This is a genomic window from Ruegeria sp. EL01, assembly GCF_900313035.1.
Classification (GTDB): Bacteria; Pseudomonadota; Alphaproteobacteria; order Rhodobacterales; family Rhodobacteraceae; genus Ruegeria.
The window spans coordinates 21919-37799 of sequence record NZ_OMPS01000042.1; the positions used below are offsets into that span (position 1 = coordinate 21919).

Sequence of the window (15881 nt, forward strand, 5' to 3'; positions counted from 1 at the left end):
GTTGCTGACAGGGAAGGAGCCGAATGTCCGATTCCATGACAGTCAACATAAGCTCTTCGCACGCGCAGCTAAAGTCCGGTTTCCGCCCTTCGTGGCGGTATTTTCAATTGCAACAGGGTTGCGCCTGAGGTGGGCTACAACGTTCATTTTCGACCCTGCCATCATCGGCCCGATCGCAATTACGCCTTTGCGGACGCCAGCCGCTCCATAGCACTTATGAGGGGCATTGCCCGTACTCCACCCTGCCCCGGCACTTCCTTTTCGTCTGCATAGACAAGTATGCGTTCTGAGACGTCCAATTCTTCTGTCGCGATGTGAAACCCGCGCGTCACCTTAGGCGATGTCGTCCGTTTGATCTCAATGGCCCAGAGGGTGCCCCGGGGAAGCTTCAACATCAAATCCACCTCAGCCCCAGCGGAAGAGCGATAGAAGCTTGCTTCAGTTCCGCGTGGCGCCGCGGCGATCAGGTTCTCGATACTGAATCCTTCCCAACTGCCGCCGACAACCGGGTGCCCAAGCAGGTCTTCCTGTGTCTCGATCCCAAGAAGCGCATGGGCCAGCCCGGAATCGCGAATATAGACCTTGGGAGATTTGACCAAACGCTTTCCGGCATTGGAATGCCAGGGCGGCAAGCGACGCACCAGCATCAGGTCGACCAGCAAATCAAGATAGCGCGCAACGCTCTGGCCCGATACGCCAAGGCTTCCCGCAAGTTTTGCTGCGTTGAGCAACCCACCCTGTTCGTGGGCAAGCATCGTCCAAAACCGGCGCAGTGTTTCCGCTGGAATGCGTAACCCAAAAGCCGGAACATCGCGTTCCAGATAGGTGCGGATGAAATCCTCGCGCCATGTCAGGCTGGTCTTGTCGTTTTTCGCAAGGAAGCTATCTGGAAACCCACCCCGCAACCACAGCGCGGAGATCGAGTCCGCTCCGGTTTCCGACAAGATGAAAGGCGTCAGCTCGTGATAGCTGACCCGGCCGGCCAGGGATTCTGCGCTTTGGTGCAGAAGCGTGTTCGAGGCCGACCCCAGCAGCAGGAATTGCCCAGTCCGGTACCCTTGTCTTCGTCGTCGGTCAATTTGACCGCGTAATGCCTTAAACAGGCCCGGCATAAGCTGAACCTCATCGATCACCACTAGGCGTCCAACCTGTTCGTCGAGATAGAGGTCTGGCTCTTCGAGCACCTGGCGATCAGCAGATCTCTCCATATCAAGATAGACAGCGTCACGACTTTCAGCGATGTCCTGCGCGAGTGTTGTCTTCCCGACTTGCCGCGGCCCAAGCAGGACGACGCCCGCCTGGTTCTCAAGTGAGTCTTCAACTGATTTTCTATCACCGCGCTCGATCATACCTTGCATTTATTCCATTCAATAGAAGATTTACAAGGTTAAACTTCGACAGTGATGCTCTTCTGAACTCAGCGGTAGAAACCCAATGCAGACCAGCCCAGTGTTTCGAAGGAGTGGTATCAACGTTCACCATGCAGTTGTGGATTGATAGTCTGTCGAGAGCAGCTTTCCTTTCAGCTTTCGACTCGGTGTAAGCAACCATCCCCTTCCCAATTGGTTTTCCAGCTGCGTGTAGCCCATCACACACGTCTTTTTGTGACAGACCATGGATCGCTTGGCTTTACCGTCAACATGAAATGCAAGTCTCATGCCACCCGGTTCCAACACACCGACAAACGCGAAGCTAACAGCAGTTTATTCGGTCGCATCTATGCGCAAGGTTCTGACCTCTGGATCTACCCGACTGTAGGCAGCCAATAAGCGCGCAGACCATTTCTGAGCGATATAGTCTGCCATGAAACGCGAGGGCGCGATCAAGGTAACGCACCCCCCTGCCCTCTCAACTTCGTTCAGATGCTGGAACCAACTGCTCCAAAGCTCCGGATCACGACCGTGAAGGATCGTTTGAACTTGTGACCAGATCGTTCCATCCGCGTCCTCCGGAGCGGCGGGTTTGGTTTTAAACGGTACAACGTTGGTCTCGACCTCAGGCTCTTCGGTCATCCGTGCCTGAAAATCACGGCCGATCAACGGCCAGACCTCGGTCGTATCGATCATGATCTGCTTTAGGTCCAGTTCATAAACGGCAACGCGCCCGCGAACAGCGGGACGTTTGACAGCGATCCATCCCATCGTTTTCAACTTGGCCATTTCACGTTTAACGGTTCGCTCATTAACGGACCAGAGGCGGGCAATTTCCTCACGCCCCATCGACAACTCGTTTCCACGCCAATTGTAGCGAGTCGTAATCAGGGCCATCATGCGCAAAACCAGACGCTGACGATGTTTATCCCTTGACAGCGCGTGAACCGAAAGCGCCGAAAGAATATCATACTTTAATACGGGCGCATTTCGCCCGACCGGTTTTGCAACCTGCATCCTTGATCTCACCGCTCTGTCCGCCTCAGACGGTCTTGCCGTCAGCTTCACGCTTTTTGCCAACGCTTTTCACTTTGATGCCCTGATTAGCGTCCAAACCGACGATTCTGTCAAGCGGAGTCTGAACCGGCCTGCGTTTCGGCCCAAACCAAGCTCAAAAATCTAAAAGAAAATTGGTGAAGTAATGGTGATGGGGGACATCGTGTTTGTCCCCGTATTGGCCTGTTGTGTCCCCCTATATGAGGCGGAGTCTTAATAGACGGCCCCCTAAATCTGGAGGTGTTGCCCCTAACCCTACGACTTTCGAATCCCTGCTGCATTCGAATCAGTTCTGGCTGTCGTTGGCCTTGTTTTCTTACCCGTGGGTAAGTTTACACCTACACCATATTTTCTTTTGCCAAAAACACAAATCAAGCGTAAATAACAAAAATACAATAAATAGCGTCCCAAGAGATGAGACCTGAGGCATGTACACGCACGAAGACCTGAACGCATTGCGAAACCAGTCCCTGAAATTGCAGGGATGGATTCGTCAGCAGACCTTTAGCCCCGAGATGGAGAAGACACTCCGCCGCTTTTCCAGCTGGGAAGTGTCCGAGCTTATATTTCGCGTCAACCAGTCAACCTTTCGGGGCAAGCTTGCGGCTGACCCATCCCTGCCCGGCGGCGAGGTCGAGCCGGATGGCCGGCAGCGTTGGTTCAGCCTGGAAGAGGTGAATGAACTGCGCCGGCGTCTCAAGGTGAACCGGCAATCCCTGATGCCGCCGCGCCCTGCGGGCAAGCGCGCCATTCGCGCTGCGGTCGCCAATTTCAAAGGCGGGGCAGGCAAATCCACGGTCGCGTTACATTTGGCCCATGCCGCTGCGTTGGATGGCTACCGGGTTCTGGTAGTGGATTTCGATCCGCAGGCGACCCTCAGCCATTCCATGGGTCTGACCGATGTGGCCGAGGACATCACTGTCTGGGGTATTATGGCCCGCGACCTGATCCACGAGACCGAGCGGATGAACAGCCGCCCCGCAGCCGCGGAGTCTGGAACCGCCCTGCCCCGCCGCGAATTGCCGTCATCGATTACCGGGATGGGTCTAGGTGATCTACGCGTCAACGATTTCATCAAGAAGACATCCTGGTCGACCATTGATGCGATCCCCTCTTGCGCCAATGCTGCCTTTGTCGAGTTCGCCTCGGCCCAGTACCGGCACATGAACCCCGAGTGGTCGTTCTTTGCCGCGGTGTCCCGCTATCTGGATCAGATCCCGGATGATGCCTATGACCTGATCCTGTTCGACTGTCCGCCCGCAATTGGGTATCAGTCAATGAACGCAGTGTTTGCGGCCGACATGCTCTATGTTCCCTCGGGCCCGGGATACTGGGAATACGATTCGACGACCTCGTTTATCGGACAACTTGCCGAAGCGCTTGAGGACTTGGCCTATGGGTTCGACAAGACCTTACCCACGGGTAAGATCGGCCTGCCCAAGACCTTCTGCGAGCTGCGCTTTCTGCTGACACGGTACGAGCCGGGCAATGCTTTGCACCTGGCCATGTTCGAGGCGTTTCGCAAGGTCTTTGGTGACCATGTTGCTGAACACCCGGTCGAGATGACGCGCGCCGTTGAACAGTCGGGTCGGTTTCTAAGCTCGGTTTATGAAATGGACTACCGAGAGATGACCCGGGAAACTTGGCGCCGGGCGCGGTCGACCTTTGACAATGTTTATGAGGAATTCCGGGGCGTGATGTTGTCGGCCTGGGACAAGTTGGAGGATGACGCATGAGCCGCAAACGCAGAATGTTTGACATTGACATGCCTGCCATGGATGACATCCCGGTTGGCAAGGTTCCGGACAAGGTTCTGGAAAAGCGACGTGGTCCCATGGCAGCAGCGATTTCGGAAAACGCGGATGCGTTGCGGGATCAGCAATCGACCGAAGATTCCATCCGCGAAGAAAATGACCGCCTTGCGCATGAACTGGTTCGGCTGCGGTCCGAGGGCCTTGTGACCGAGCATGTTGCGTTGTCGGATGTTGTCACAGACAAACTCGCCCGCGACCGTAAAGCGGGGCCCGACCCCGAATTGGAAGAACTGAAGGACTCCATTCGAGATATTGGACTATCCAACCCTATTCGGCTTGAGCGACGCTCTGATGGTCGTTTTGATCTGATTCAGGGCATGCGACGCTTGTCCGCCTATCGTGCGCTGCGCGAGGATACCGGCGACGCTCGGTATGACCAGATTCCTGCCGGTATCTCTGACGCGACTGACCTGAACAACAGCTATCGGCGCATGGTGGATGAAAACCTGATCCGCAAGGATATCTCATTTGCCGAGATGGGGGCGCTGGCGCGGGCCTATTCCGAGGATCCGGCAAATGACTGCCCGGATGCGGACAAGGCGGTGGCGGTGCTTTTCAAGTCGGCCAGTTACACCAAACGAAGCTACATCCGGGCCTTTGCAAGTCTGTTGATGATGTTGGACAAGGTGCTGAAACACCCCAACGACATCCCGCGTAATTTGGGCGTGGAGCTCAAGCGCAAGATTGATGCGAACCCTGAATTGGTGCCTCAAATCAGCACCGTTTTCATGAGCGAACCGGATCGGGACGGCCTGCGGGAGGTTGCACTGTTGCGCAGTTTCGTAACATCCGAGGCGGCAGCCGCGCCAAAGCCGTCCACAAGCGGCCCAAGCAAGACGCGTCGTGCGAAAACAACATTTCAGGTGTCCGGGCGGGCAGGGGTCGCAAAATGCTCCGCCTCAAGCGGCCGGATTGAGTTGCGGTACGATTTGGATTTTACCCGGGTTGACCGGGCAAAGCTTGAGCAGGCCATAGCAACACTAATCGACAAATTGCAGGAAGAGGATGATCTTACCCACGGGTAAGAACTGAGCCCTACTGCCGACACGCAAGCAAAGCGCCGGGTCATAACCCTGGCGCTTTCACGTTTCTCACCCCAACAGATGGGCTGCGGGGTTATCCGCAATATCGACATCATCATAATATTTCTGCGCCTGGGCCATGGAACGGTGCAGCGACAGGCGCATGGCGGCCTGGATCGGGGCACCGTCCAGCGCGGCCTGGGTCAGAAAGCCCGAGCGTAGCCCATGGGGCGAGGCGAACTCCGCTGGCAATCCAGCGAGCCTCAACCTGTGTTTGACGATCTGGTAGATCGCATCCGGGCTGAGCCGGCGTTTCAGTACCCGGTCGGCTTTGGAGATCGGCCGGAACAGCGCTCCATCCGTGATCTGCCCAACCTCGATCCAATGCACCAGCGCCTGTGCCGCGCGGCCTTTGAGCACCAGCCGTGGGGTTTCGCCTTTGCTCGTGGTCTTGGTCTCCAGCAACGACAGCCAGATGAGGCCTTTGTCGCCGAATTCTTTCAGCGACAGGTCCTCGCGCATCAGCCCGGTGATCTCCGACCGGCGGCGGCCACCGCTGGCCCAGCCCAGCATCAGGATGGCGCGGTCGCGGCAATCCCGGCGGGACCCCCGACAGGTGGCCAGCAACTGCTCGAGCACATCGCGGGTGATCGGATGGGAAGATTTCGGGGCAGGGGGCCGGGCGGCGGCACGGCGCGCCTTGGACCGGGCTTGTTTGACTTGCGGGGCGCCGAAGGGGCTGTTCAGGTTCTTCATCCGGTGAAACGCCAGCCAGGAGGCGATGCGCCGATCCAGCGTCGACGGGGCAGGGCAGGCGAGGGATCGGCGCAGCCCCTGAGCAATTAGCGCTTCCGCGGTTTCGCGCGCCACATCCGTTTCTGGTGCGTCATTCAGATCGCGGGCGTGATCGAGAATGAAGGCGAGGGCGGTGGCCTCAGATTCCGGCCAGTCCAGCGTCGCTGCGAACCGCGCGGACTTCCAGGCGGTGACATAAAGCAGATCCCGTTCATATGCCCGCAACGTGTTGGCGGGTGTGCCGCGCACATACAGATCGGTGAGCGCGTCCTGGTCCGCGTCTGACAGGGTAGGGGAGGCGGCGGGGAGATAGGGTGCAGGGGCTGTCATGGGGCGCATTTTGCACCGCTTCGCGGCAAAAATCAATTATACGTAATAAGCGATACTTATCGGATGTTATGATGATTTCTGAGGAAGGCAAATGTAACGAGCAAAAGTAGAGAATTATGAGCGTAAAGCGGGCATGGCTCCTAAGATCACTGTAAAACTCGATTCGGCACTAAAGAAAGTCCGAGATTGCCTTCAGGGTTCTGTCGCAGGATCTGTTGCAAACTTTTGACTGTTGACGCTCATAAGTGCTTCGAGTGATTGGATATCGAAATATTGAAGTCGAAAGTTTGTTTTTATGATCTCTTTCAAAGGCGCGCAGTATCCGAAAAATGTGATCCTCTTCGCAGTGTTCTTCTATGTCCGATACGGTGTGTCATATCGCGAGCTGGAAGAGATCATGCATGAGCGAGGTGTTGCAGTAGATCACACGACGCTGAACTGCTGGGTGACGCGGTATGCTGGCGCAATCGCTGAAGCGGCGCGTCGTCGAAAGGGGCCGTGCGACCGCTCCTGGAGAATGGACGAAAATTACATCAAGGTGAAAGGCAACTGGGTCTATCTCTATCGAGCTGTCGACAAGCACGGCAAGACGCTTGATTTCATGCTTTCGCAGCGTCGAAACAAACCCGCGGCCACCAAATTCTTCGCCCGTATGCTGGAGTTCAACGGCCTTCCGAGAAAGATTGTCATCGACAAAAGTGGAGCTAACACCGCTGGCCTCAAGGCCATCAACAAGATGCTGAAAGGTTTTGGTTGCCCGGTCCCAATTGAAATGGTCAGGCGAAAATACTTGAACAACATCGTGGAACAGGACCATCGTTTCATCAAAAGACGAACCCGCCCGATGCTCGGCTTCAAGTCTTTTGCTTCGGCATCAGCGACTCTGGCTGGCATCGAGGTCGCGCACATGACCCGTAAAGGCCAGTTCACACCAAGACTCTGTCCGTCTCGTCAATTCTCCGAGTTGGCAATCTGAACCTGAAGCGATCGCAGATCTATTTGGCTGACCTAAAACTTTGCAACGAAACCGGTTCGGGGTCGGCAAACCGGGACATGGCGCTTGCACAGTAAAGACGCGGGACAATCCTGCCGCTCCAAATATGATTTAAAGGTCGGCTTACCTACCCAATCAAGCTGAGCCTTGCTTCTGAAATTGCATCCAGCGTTTGCTTAATGTCTCGGTCGGACGTTGCCCACGAGGACACTGAAAACCGGATCGCTTCTCTTCCTTGCCAGTTGGTCGGGCCAAACCATGCCTTGCCGCTCTTTTGAACATGTGCCGCCAGCTTTGCCGACCAGCCTGCGCTGTTTGGCAGGGTCGCAACCACTTGGTTCAGGACGACATCATTGAGCACTTCGAACCCTTGATCTCGCAACCCATCCGCCAAAGTTCGCGCATGGCGACAGCACCGGTCAATCAATTCTTGCAAGCCTTCACGCCCTAACGAATGCAGAGCGGCCCAAACCTCCACAACTCGGGCCGACCGAGAGAATTCCGGCACCATGTCCTTGGGTGCAGCCTTTCCACCTACCTTGAGATACGGCGCTTGTGTTGCCATTGCCTCATGAACGGCAGTCGGATGCTTACAAATTGCCAAGCCGCATTCGTAAGGCGTGTTGAGCCATTTATGACCGTCCACGACCCAGCTATCCGCGCCATCATACCCTTCAAGCTGCTCTGACGTTGAGGTGGATGCCGCGGCCCATAGGCCAAACGCACCATCAACGTGAACCCATGCGCCATTGGAATTGGCAACGATGTCCGCGATAGGGTCGCTTGCTCCTGAATTGACATTGCCCACCTGCGCCAAAATGATCGTGCTGTCGTCAGGCTTGGGCATCTGAGCGACGTCTAATCGACCTTGACTGTCACACGGCACCCATTCAATCGCTTCCGTACCAATCCCCAGCAAGGTGAGTGCCTTTAGAACTGTGACATGGCTTTGCGCACCCGCGATAATTCTGATGCATGGTGCGCCCCATAGGCCCTGTTTTTGAACATCCCATCCGTTGCGTTCCAAGATGGTATGTCTCGCGCCTGCCAGACATGTGAAATTCGCCATCGTCGCGCCAGTGACAAAGCCGACGCTACTCTTGTCGGGCAGGCTAAGTATATCGAGAACCCATTTGGCGACAACCTGTTCCAGCTTGACGCCGATCGGGCTGGTCGCGTTATTAAACACGACCTGATCCCATGCGCTCGCCAGCATGCGCGCGCCCAAAGATGCAGGTAACGTGCCCCCCACGACGAGCCCAAAAAACCGCCCACCCGTCGTCGCGGTTGTGGCGGGTGAACCGAGCCTATCAAGCAATCGTAGTGTTTCGTTTGGGTCTCCGGCACTCGTCGGCATCGGCCTGTCGAAATCGTCCAAACCAGCAACGGCGATTTCCGTAGGAGCAACATTTCTATCATAGATGGTCTCAAGATAGGCATTCGCCAGATCGGATGACAAAGACAGCGTTTCGCGCGATTGCTTTAGAGTGTTGGACACAGTATATCTCCATAGAAGTTAATCTATATAGTTAGATATCTATATGACTGATGCGTCAACACTGGACATTCTCAAAGCACTTGGGAACGAGAACCGGCTGCAAATCCTGACATGGATACTTTCGCCGACAGATCACTTTCTCAAGCAAAAGGACGGTGACCTTGTGGAAGACGGCGTTTGTGTAGGTTTCATCACGCAAAAAATTGGCTTGAGCCAGCCGACCGTGACGTCCCACATGAAAATTCTGGCTGAGGCTGGGCTGGTCACATCCAAACAAATAAAGAACTGGGTCTTTTACAAACCTGATCGCACGCGGATCGCGCGCGCTGTTTCTCAGCTAGGGGCAGATCTAAATCTGTAAGTCGGACTTTTGCTGCTATGCGGAAGCTGGCAGCAGGTAGACCGACATTGGGATGAGTGAAGGTCGAGCCGCTCATGTTGGCAGGCTGCTACTCATACCAGTTCCTGATGGCGTCGCAAATCGCATCGGGCGCATCTTCTTGAATGAAATGTCCTACGTCGGGAAGCGAGATGTCGCGATGGTTCGGAAAGGCAGCCCGAAAGCGGTTGCGCTCATATTTTTTGAACGCAAAGTCGCTGTCTCCCCACAAAAGCAGCGCCGGTCTATCCGATATCATCGGAAGTCGTGCCTCAACGCCGCTCAGGAAATCACGCGCCGCGGTAAGTTGTTTAGGGAAAACATGTGTTCGGCGCCGCGAGGCCCGACTCTTGAATGGGGCCAGATACATACGCCAAACGGCATTGGACAGGGGTGATACAACCCCAAAAGTAAAGAACCACCTAAGGACACCATTAAACGCAGTTGCACTCAGACGGCCTGGCAAACCACCCATGATGGCCGAGAAGGCACGGGGTCCAAACCGCGTGAAAGGCCAGGCAAATGTGTTTCCAATGATCAGCCGGCTGACGGTCTCTGGCCGATTCTGTGCCAGATATAGACCGATCGGACCGCCCCAATCCTGCATCATAACCCCGGCATCTCTCAGCCCCAGTTGATCGACAAACTCAGCTTGTTCTTGCGCGGTAAACCCAAACCCCGCCCTTGCCCGCGACAAACCAAACCCCGGAGGATCGGGCGCAATGCATCTGAAATGTCCGCGCAGCCCAAGAATGATATTGCGGTAGAGAAAGGACCAAGCTGGATTGCCATGTAAGAGGATGAGGGTAGGGCCGCTACCCTCATCAACATAGTGAATATGCGACCCGTCGCTCAGATCCATCGCGTGGGACTGGAACGGATACAGCTCCGGGTCGGGACGGAAATCAGCCATCTTCGTCACGCAGGTCCGCCAATGTCCGGTCCGGTAAAATTTCTCTTACAAGGCCGGTTTCGACATCGTAGAGCATGGCCGCAACCGAAATAGAGCTTGGCAGATAGGGCGCGTCTCGCAGTCGATTGACATCTTCAATCAGGTTTTCTTCCTGATTGGTGATTGCGTTGCTGGACACATCAACCTTGGTTCTGTCTTGCAGGTGGGCACGAAACTCTGGATCTGCAAAGGCCTGTGCGCCGCATTTGGTATGTTCCATCAGGACAATTCTGAAACTCGCTTCCGCGGCCCCAGTCATCTTTGCGACCAAAGCGGCAAGCGAGGTTACTTCGTCGATGAAGGCGGGCGTGAGCCGTCCGCCATTGTTGCGAAAGACCACAGCATCGCCAAGCTCAAGGCCCAGAACATGGGCCGGGTCAACGCGCGCGTCGATACAGGTCAAGATCAAGGTGCCGAGCTTGGGCGGCGCGGGCATATCGCCTTGGTCGAACGTTTCAGCGAAGGTGCGGTTGCGGTCCAGAAGCAGCGTGGTTCCGTCCATGGGGTATCTCCTTTGCGGTGGGTTGCTGGGGATGAGGGTGTGGGTCAGGTGCGTGGTTCATCAGGCCCAGGTTGAAGTAGAAGGCGGCCATCGGCGGCTGCGGCTTGCCACTGAGCGTTCTGGTGGCCCAGCAAGGGGGCGGCCAAGTGCGCTGGCCCTTCAAATGAAAGTTCACTTCGAAAGTTCGGAGCAGGGGTGGCAAGCATCTTGATCAGGAAGCCTACGGAACCAAGCAGGGATCTGTCGCGAACATTGGGCGCAAGTCGAGTTGCATCTGCGGCATAGCGCTCTGCTGTCACAGCGAAGTTTTCAGGCGGTGATCCAGTCAGTGTTTCGACGTGGTTCGTGGGTGCGCCAATAGCAAAGGCTCCGCTGCGGATTTCTTCGGCATAGTGGCGCAGGTTGTAGGAATCGAAATCAGAGAACCCCATGGCGCGGGCGGCTTTGGAGAACATCCTGAAGCTGATATTCTGGTATTTGACGCGGCGACCAAAGACGTTACTCAGGATACCCGCCACATCCGACCCGCTCAGCAACTCAGGCCCGGTTGGCCGCCAGGATGTGCCGAAATACTGGTTCGGATCATCGAGGAGCACCGCCGCACACCGGGCAATGTCACGCTCCAACACTGGTGCGTTTTTGCCATCGCCGAATGGCAGGGGCAGCACGCCCAGTTTGCGCGTCACAGGCGTGGTCAGCAGATAGGTGAAAGCAAAGATGCCCGGGTTCAGATGGATAATGCCGACATCGGGCATCCAGCGGGCCACATTGTTCGCGGGTCAGCATGAACGGGTGTTGCGGGCTTGGGTTCCAACCCGAAAGCAGCACAAGCGCCTCAATTCTTACCTCATGTGCCGCCAGGCAGGTCAGCATGGTGTTGTGCAGAAGATGCGGGGCAAAGGGTGGGATGTGGAATACCCTAGACACGCCTGTCATCGCCTTCACCACATCAGAATAGTCGAAAAGATTGCCGACAAAAATCTCCGCACCGAGAGTTTTAAACACTTCTGACCGCGTGTCGTTTCAGTGAACAAAGGCCCGAACCGGGTAGCCAAGTTCCAACAGAAGTTTGACCGCATCACGGCCGACCCGCCCCGCGGCAGAGGTTACAAGAATTTTTGACTTGGGCGACATAGCGAACCTTTAGATGACAATTGAAATCTAAAAGGTTAGATGATGTGTAGCATCTATAAAGTCAACCCCATGGGAGAGATGCAGAGTGCCCAGAATGTCAGAAGCCGAGAAACAGAAGTCTCACGAACGGATTCTGGCTGCCGCTGCGGACCTGATTCGGGAAAAGGGGATCGAAACGACCAGTGTTGCCGAAGTGATGAAGACGGCCGGCATGACGCATGGTGGCTTCTATCGCCATTTTGCTGACAAGGATGAACTGGTGCGGGCGGCTTTTCGGAAGGCCGTCGATGATGTTGTTCATGGTATCGCGACGGCGGAAAGCACGCGGGCGCGAGAGGCAGCCCTGAAAGCCTATGTCGACACTTACTTATCGCTAGATCACGTCAGGAACAGGAAAGCGGGGTGTCCAATGGCCGCCCTTGGATCCGAGCTTGTGCGAGGCAGCGAAGACACCAGTCACGAAACAGCAAAGGCCGTGCGCCATGTCGCGTCGTTGCTAGGGAACACTGGGGCACCAGATGACGGGTTGGTACGGCTGTCTTTATTGGTTGGCGCGGTCACTCTGGCGCGTTTGGCGGAGGATGGTCAACAGTCAGAAGCAATTTTGAAAGCAGCGGGAGTGGCCTATGATCGGCTGTAGGCAACCACCCCGCAGCAATTTCTATTGCAGGTTAAGCAGCCTGGGTGAGAACACAAACGTCATATCGGCAAAAAGCCTTGTCCTTAACCCCTTGCAACGCGATGTAGTCTGGGTGTTCAAACACCATCTTTAGGGCCTGATCATCGGGATACTCGACAATGGAAACATAGTGTGGAAGCTCGGAACCAGACAGGCTCTGTGAAACTTCGTAGCGGCTGATCAACCGCGCGCCTGCGGCCTGCATGAGCGGCGCCACAACCGACAGGTATGTTTCAAGAGCCTCGTTGCCATCGGCTTTCAGTGATGTCATCGCGAGAACAGCTATTGTCACCTTCAACTCTCCTTGCCTGTTTTCTTGCGGGATCTCACGCAATCATCTCTGGTCGAACTATGGTCACATGAAGCAGCCTGAATCTATGGCCGCGGTCGCGACGATGTAAGAACGACCATGGACGCCTTCTGATCCTAGGTAGGCCTATTTCTAAGATCTGAGTTCTATGTTCTTGTTTGTGTGTGATAATTTTCTTGGTTGTCACAAGTCGAAAGCCTCAAACGTCAGTAATCACAGATTTCACCCAGGAAAGGCTTAGCCCATGAAAACCAACATCACTCGTTGTTTCCTAGCATCGACCACCATATCGTTCCTTTCACCATCAATCGGTCAGGCACAGACATCAACGGACACTTTCGAGATTCTGGATCGTTGGTATCAAAGCGACGAAATTGCGCTGGAAGCAGAAGAGCTATCAATAACGTCTGAAGAAGGTGCAACAAAAACAGAACTTCGTTTTCGGGGTCATGACCGCGAGTGGGTGACTGCGCGCCTTGCTGTGCAGGATGGGGTCACAAAGCCGCCGGTCGTCATCGCCTTGCACGGTGCAACCCAATCACGCGACCAGTGGTTCCGACTTGAGGGACCGTATTCTTTTCCAGCCCATCATGCCGCAGCTCTCTTAGGTAGGGGTGTGGCTGTTCTTGCCCTTGATGCCAGAAATCATGGGGACCGGATCGAGGCGGACAAGGACTTTGAGAACCCGTACAGCTATATTGAGAATTGGTATATCGAAGCTACATCAAAGATGGTGTCTGAGACCGCTTCTGACGTCGTTCGGGCGCTTGAATTCCTTGACACAAGGTCAGATTTGAATAGGTTTGATTGGCTTCTCTCTCTCGGCGCTATGAGCGGTTGGATTGCAGCAGCTGTTGACGACCGAATTGATCGAGCCCTGCTTATGGCGATGCCAATCATCCCACAAGATCCGCCGCTCTTCTCTAATCCGCCGCTGTATTATCCTGGTCTTGTGAATAGGCCGCTCATGTTGCCGGCAGCAAACCAAGACACATTCTACACAATTGAACAGATGACTGAGCTTTTTGAAGGGCTTCCCTCTGATCAAAAGGAACTCGTCGTGATCGAAGGCACTCATGATTTGCCACATCACACCGCAACATACTCGATCGAGTTCTTGGCGAATGAACTTTGATTGGGAGATAAAAATCTAGCTAGATTACACTTTAAAGGAGTGATAATGAACCGCGTTCTGATTTCGCAAGGGTCAAAGTTTGAGGAAGAAATTGGCTACTCGCGCGCCGTGGTTGACGGTGAGATGGTCTATGTCTCGGGAACAACGGGTTATGACTACAAGAATACGGAAATATCCGATGATGTTGTTGAACAGGCGCGCCAATGCCTGAGCAACATAGAATGGGCCTTGAATGAGGCGGGCAGTCAGTTGGAGGACATTGTTCGCGTGCATTATATTCTGCCCAATGCTGATGACTTTCCAAAATGTTGGCCGGTGCTGCGCGCGCGTTTTGGGGAGATCCGGCCGGCGGCCACGATGTTTTCAGCGGGACTTTCTGACCCAAAGATGAAGATCGAAATTGAAGTGACCGCCAGGCGTGCCCTGGCCTGAAGCGGTCGAATAGAAATCTGGCCCAAGCCCTGTTTTCTTCGATCGGAATGTCACAATGCACCAAACGCGCGCGTCATCTGTGTGAAACCAACACAAAGGACGGACCCATGACAGTTTCAACGGCACCAGTCACCCATGAGCAGAACGAGCCAAAGTTGATGGGCCATCTTGGGCAAGTACACCCGATGATGGCTGAGAAAGGGCTTTCCCACGCCTTGTCTGCGCTGATCGAACTCAGAGCGTCCCAAATCAATCAATGCGCATATTGCGTGAACATGCATATTGAGCAGGCGCGCAATTCCGGTGTTACGCAAGAGCAGTTGGACAAGCTTGTCGTCTGGCAACATACCGACGTGTTCTCAGCCGCTGAACGGGCTGTCTTGGCGTGGGTCGAGGCCTTGACCATTCTGAAGCAAGATACCGATTTCGCAGCACTTCGCGCTCAGTTGCGGGCGCATTTCACCGACAATGAAATTACAGTGATCACAGCAGATGTGGGGATGATCAACCTGTGGAACCGGGTGCAGATGTCTAAATACTGATATGGACACAACAGCCAAAACTGACATCTTTGAGGATGCGCGACCCCAGCTTATGGGGCTCGCGTATCGCTTGCTTGGATCGGTTTCTGACGCTCAGGATGCGGTTCAGGATACCTATATCAAGTGGATTTCATATACTGGTGCGGAGATTGAGACACCCCCTGCCTGGCTGTCTCGGGTTTGCACCAATTGCTGCCTTGATCGGTTGAAATCGGCGCATTCGAAACGTGTTGATTACGTGGGTCAGTGGATTCCGGATCAGATCCAAACTGAATACGAGGCCAGTACAGAAGAGCGTTTGGAAGTGGCCTCTTCCCTGACCACAGCGTTTTTACTGCTTCTTGAGCGGCTGACACCAAAAGAACGAGCGGCGTATCTGCTGCATGATATCTTTGGAAAGCCCTTTGATGAAATAGCAACTGTCTTGGAGTTGCAGCCGGCAAACTGCCGAAAACTTGCGGCGCGGGCGCGAGGGTTTGTTGCAAAAAACAATGTCCGCTATGTCCCTGAAGAGGACCGTCAGAACGAACTCCTGTTAGCCTTTCGTCTTGCGCTTGAGACAGGGGATACGACTGATCTGGGCCAGATGTTGCGCGCGGATAGCGATTTGCGGGCCGATAGCGGCGGCCGAGTTGTGGCCGTCAGAGATGTCCTTGAAGGAAAGCAAACGGTCTGCACCTTTGTGTCTTCGGTGCTTTCTCGGGCGTGGGCGTCGATGCAGGTCACGTCAGGCACGCTGAATGGAATGCGCGGCTTGCTGGTGCAAGACGACGATGTGGTGCATGCGGCCATCACCTTCTCCTATGATCAAAGCGGGAATGTCCGACACATATACATCATGCGAAATCCGCAAAAGCTTGCGTTGATGGCGCATACTAAGGGCGTTGCAACGCGGTCTGGGGCGTTACGGCTTAACTGACGTCGGTGTCACATCAAA

The 15881-nt window shown here is 54.9% G+C and carries 17 protein-coding genes; 9 read left to right on the forward strand and 8 right to left on the reverse strand.

The features are described 5' to 3' along the window. Window positions 1-179 precede the first annotated feature (179 nt). Window positions 180-1358: an ATP-binding protein gene (locus tag D9K61_RS17865; RefSeq protein ID WP_371688486.1), complete on the reverse strand. Its 1179-nt coding sequence runs from the start codon at window positions 1356-1358 to the stop codon at window positions 180-182. A 345-nt stretch (window positions 1359-1703) separates the two neighbouring features. Further along, a complete protein-coding gene (locus D9K61_RS17870) occupies window positions 1704-2387 on the reverse strand; it encodes a DnaA N-terminal domain-containing protein (protein WP_120634559.1) in 684 nt (227 codons plus the stop codon). A gap of 467 nt (window positions 2388-2854) precedes the next feature. On the opposite strand from D9K61_RS17870, the gene D9K61_RS17875 reads away from it, so the two are divergent. Together D9K61_RS17875 and D9K61_RS17880 are read left to right on the forward strand one after the other, a co-directional pair. Continuing rightward, window positions 2855-4162, forward strand: a complete 1308-nt coding sequence (locus tag D9K61_RS17875; RefSeq protein WP_120634560.1) for an AAA family ATPase — start codon at window positions 2855-2857, stop codon at window positions 4160-4162. After that, window positions 4159-5265: a ParB N-terminal domain-containing protein gene (locus D9K61_RS17880; RefSeq protein ID WP_120634561.1), complete on the forward strand. Its 1107-nt coding sequence runs from the start codon at window positions 4159-4161 to the stop codon at window positions 5263-5265. The genes D9K61_RS17875 and D9K61_RS17880 overlap by 4 nt, the downstream gene beginning before the upstream one ends. Window positions 5266-5331: 66 nt before the next feature. Here D9K61_RS17880 and D9K61_RS17885 read toward each other — a convergent pair whose 3' ends face one another. Then, window positions 5332-6387: a tyrosine-type recombinase/integrase gene (locus tag D9K61_RS17885; protein WP_120634562.1), complete on the reverse strand. Its 1056-nt coding sequence runs from the start codon at window positions 6385-6387 to the stop codon at window positions 5332-5334. Window positions 6388-6682: 295 nt separating this feature from the next. Between D9K61_RS17885 and D9K61_RS17890 the strand changes: the two genes are divergently transcribed. Further along, window positions 6683-7363 (forward strand): IS6 family transposase, encoded by a 681-nt coding sequence (locus tag D9K61_RS17890; RefSeq protein WP_120634563.1) that lies wholly within the window; start codon window positions 6683-6685, stop codon window positions 7361-7363. Between the two features lie 145 nt (window positions 7364-7508). On the opposite strand, the gene D9K61_RS17895 is transcribed toward D9K61_RS17890, so the two are convergent. Continuing rightward, window positions 7509-8879, reverse strand: coding sequence for a pyridoxal-dependent decarboxylase (locus tag D9K61_RS17895; protein WP_216825831.1), 1371 nt, complete (start codon window positions 8877-8879; stop codon window positions 7509-7511). 43 nt (window positions 8880-8922) lie between these two features. Here D9K61_RS17895 and D9K61_RS17900 point away from each other — a divergent pair, with 43 nt between their 5' ends. Continuing rightward, window positions 8923-9240 carry a helix-turn-helix transcriptional regulator gene (locus D9K61_RS17900; RefSeq protein WP_120634564.1) on the forward strand — a complete coding sequence of 106 codons (318 nt, stop codon included), beginning with the start codon at window positions 8923-8925 and terminating at the stop codon, window positions 9238-9240. An 88-nt stretch (window positions 9241-9328) separates the two neighbouring features. Here D9K61_RS17900 and D9K61_RS17905 read toward each other — a convergent pair whose 3' ends face one another. The 3 genes from D9K61_RS17905 to D9K61_RS17915 are packed head-to-tail and all read right to left on the reverse strand — an operon-like array spanning window position 9329 to window position 11467. Beyond that, window positions 9329-10171, reverse strand: coding sequence for an alpha/beta fold hydrolase (locus D9K61_RS17905; protein ID WP_120634565.1), 843 nt, complete (start codon window positions 10169-10171; stop codon window positions 9329-9331). Continuing rightward, window positions 10164-10712, reverse strand: coding sequence for a carbonic anhydrase (locus D9K61_RS17910; protein ID WP_120634566.1), 549 nt, complete (start codon window positions 10710-10712; stop codon window positions 10164-10166). The genes D9K61_RS17905 and D9K61_RS17910 overlap by 8 nt, the downstream gene beginning before the upstream one ends. Before the next feature lie 44 nt (window positions 10713-10756). Continuing rightward, the gene (locus D9K61_RS17915) at window positions 10757-11467 is read right to left on the reverse strand and encodes an NmrA family NAD(P)-binding protein (RefSeq protein ID WP_120634567.1); all 711 of its coding nucleotides are present in this window, start codon (window positions 11465-11467) and stop codon (window positions 10757-10759) included. A 473-nt stretch (window positions 11468-11940) separates the two neighbouring features. Here D9K61_RS17915 and D9K61_RS17920 point away from each other — a divergent pair, with 473 nt between their 5' ends. Then, complete coding sequence (locus tag D9K61_RS17920; protein WP_120634568.1) at window positions 11941-12486, forward strand: TetR/AcrR family transcriptional regulator; 546 nt, start codon at window positions 11941-11943, stop codon at window positions 12484-12486. A 31-nt stretch (window positions 12487-12517) separates the two neighbouring features. Here D9K61_RS17920 and D9K61_RS17925 read toward each other — a convergent pair whose 3' ends face one another. Next, window positions 12518-12817 carry a DUF1330 domain-containing protein gene (locus D9K61_RS17925; protein ID WP_162946951.1) on the reverse strand — a complete coding sequence of 100 codons (300 nt, stop codon included), beginning with the start codon at window positions 12815-12817 and terminating at the stop codon, window positions 12518-12520. A 262-nt stretch (window positions 12818-13079) separates the two neighbouring features. Between D9K61_RS17925 and D9K61_RS17930 the strand changes: the two genes are divergently transcribed. The 4 genes from D9K61_RS17930 (at window position 13080) to sigJ (ending at window position 15863) form a co-directional block, all read left to right on the forward strand. After that, window positions 13080-13970, forward strand: coding sequence for an alpha/beta hydrolase (locus D9K61_RS17930; protein WP_120634570.1), 891 nt, complete (start codon window positions 13080-13082; stop codon window positions 13968-13970). Between the two features lie 45 nt (window positions 13971-14015). Then, window positions 14016-14402 (forward strand): RidA family protein, encoded by a 387-nt coding sequence (locus D9K61_RS17935; RefSeq protein ID WP_120634571.1) that lies wholly within the window; start codon window positions 14016-14018, stop codon window positions 14400-14402. A gap of 107 nt (window positions 14403-14509) precedes the next feature. Next, window positions 14510-14944, forward strand: coding sequence for a carboxymuconolactone decarboxylase family protein (locus D9K61_RS17940; RefSeq protein WP_120634604.1), 435 nt, complete (start codon window positions 14510-14512; stop codon window positions 14942-14944). 1 nt (window position 14945) lies between these two features. Beyond that, entirely contained in the window at window positions 14946-15863 is a 918-nt protein-coding gene (gene sigJ / locus D9K61_RS17945; RefSeq protein WP_120634572.1) for an RNA polymerase sigma factor SigJ, read from the forward strand. The last annotated feature ends 18 nt before the right edge of the window (window positions 15864-15881 follow it).

What these genes read in the sequence shown, in the direction of transcription:
- D9K61_RS17865 (WP_371688486.1), bottom strand. Translation starts at nt 1,358, where the DNA reads ATGCAAGGTATGATCGAGCGCGGTGATAGAAAATCAGTTGAAGACTCA.
- D9K61_RS17870 (WP_120634559.1), bottom strand. Translation starts at nt 2,387, where the DNA reads ATGCAGGTTGCAAAACCGGTCGGGCGAAATGCGCCCGTATTAAAGTAT.
- D9K61_RS17875 (WP_120634560.1), top strand. Translation starts at nt 2,855, where the DNA reads ATGTACACGCACGAAGACCTGAACGCATTGCGAAACCAGTCCCTGAAA.
- D9K61_RS17880 (WP_120634561.1), top strand. Translation starts at nt 4,159, where the DNA reads ATGAGCCGCAAACGCAGAATGTTTGACATTGACATGCCTGCCATGGAT.
- D9K61_RS17885 (WP_120634562.1), bottom strand. Translation starts at nt 6,387, where the DNA reads ATGACAGCCCCTGCACCCTATCTCCCCGCCGCCTCCCCTACCCTGTCA.
- D9K61_RS17890 (WP_120634563.1), top strand. Translation starts at nt 6,683, where the DNA reads ATGATCTCTTTCAAAGGCGCGCAGTATCCGAAAAATGTGATCCTCTTC.
- D9K61_RS17900 (WP_120634564.1), top strand. Translation starts at nt 8,923, where the DNA reads ATGACTGATGCGTCAACACTGGACATTCTCAAAGCACTTGGGAACGAG.
- D9K61_RS17905 (WP_120634565.1), bottom strand. Translation starts at nt 10,171, where the DNA reads ATGGCTGATTTCCGTCCCGACCCGGAGCTGTATCCGTTCCAGTCCCAC.
- D9K61_RS17910 (WP_120634566.1), bottom strand. Translation starts at nt 10,712, where the DNA reads ATGGACGGAACCACGCTGCTTCTGGACCGCAACCGCACCTTCGCTGAA.
- D9K61_RS17915 (WP_120634567.1), bottom strand. Translation starts at nt 11,467, where the DNA reads ATGCCCGATGTCGGCATTATCCATCTGAACCCGGGCATCTTTGCTTTC.
- D9K61_RS17920 (WP_120634568.1), top strand. Translation starts at nt 11,941, where the DNA reads ATGTCAGAAGCCGAGAAACAGAAGTCTCACGAACGGATTCTGGCTGCC.
- D9K61_RS17930 (WP_120634570.1), top strand. Translation starts at nt 13,080, where the DNA reads ATGAAAACCAACATCACTCGTTGTTTCCTAGCATCGACCACCATATCG.
- D9K61_RS17935 (WP_120634571.1), top strand. Translation starts at nt 14,016, where the DNA reads ATGAACCGCGTTCTGATTTCGCAAGGGTCAAAGTTTGAGGAAGAAATT.
- D9K61_RS17940 (WP_120634604.1), top strand. Translation starts at nt 14,510, where the DNA reads ATGACAGTTTCAACGGCACCAGTCACCCATGAGCAGAACGAGCCAAAG.
- sigJ (WP_120634572.1), top strand. Translation starts at nt 14,946, where the DNA reads ATGGACACAACAGCCAAAACTGACATCTTTGAGGATGCGCGACCCCAG.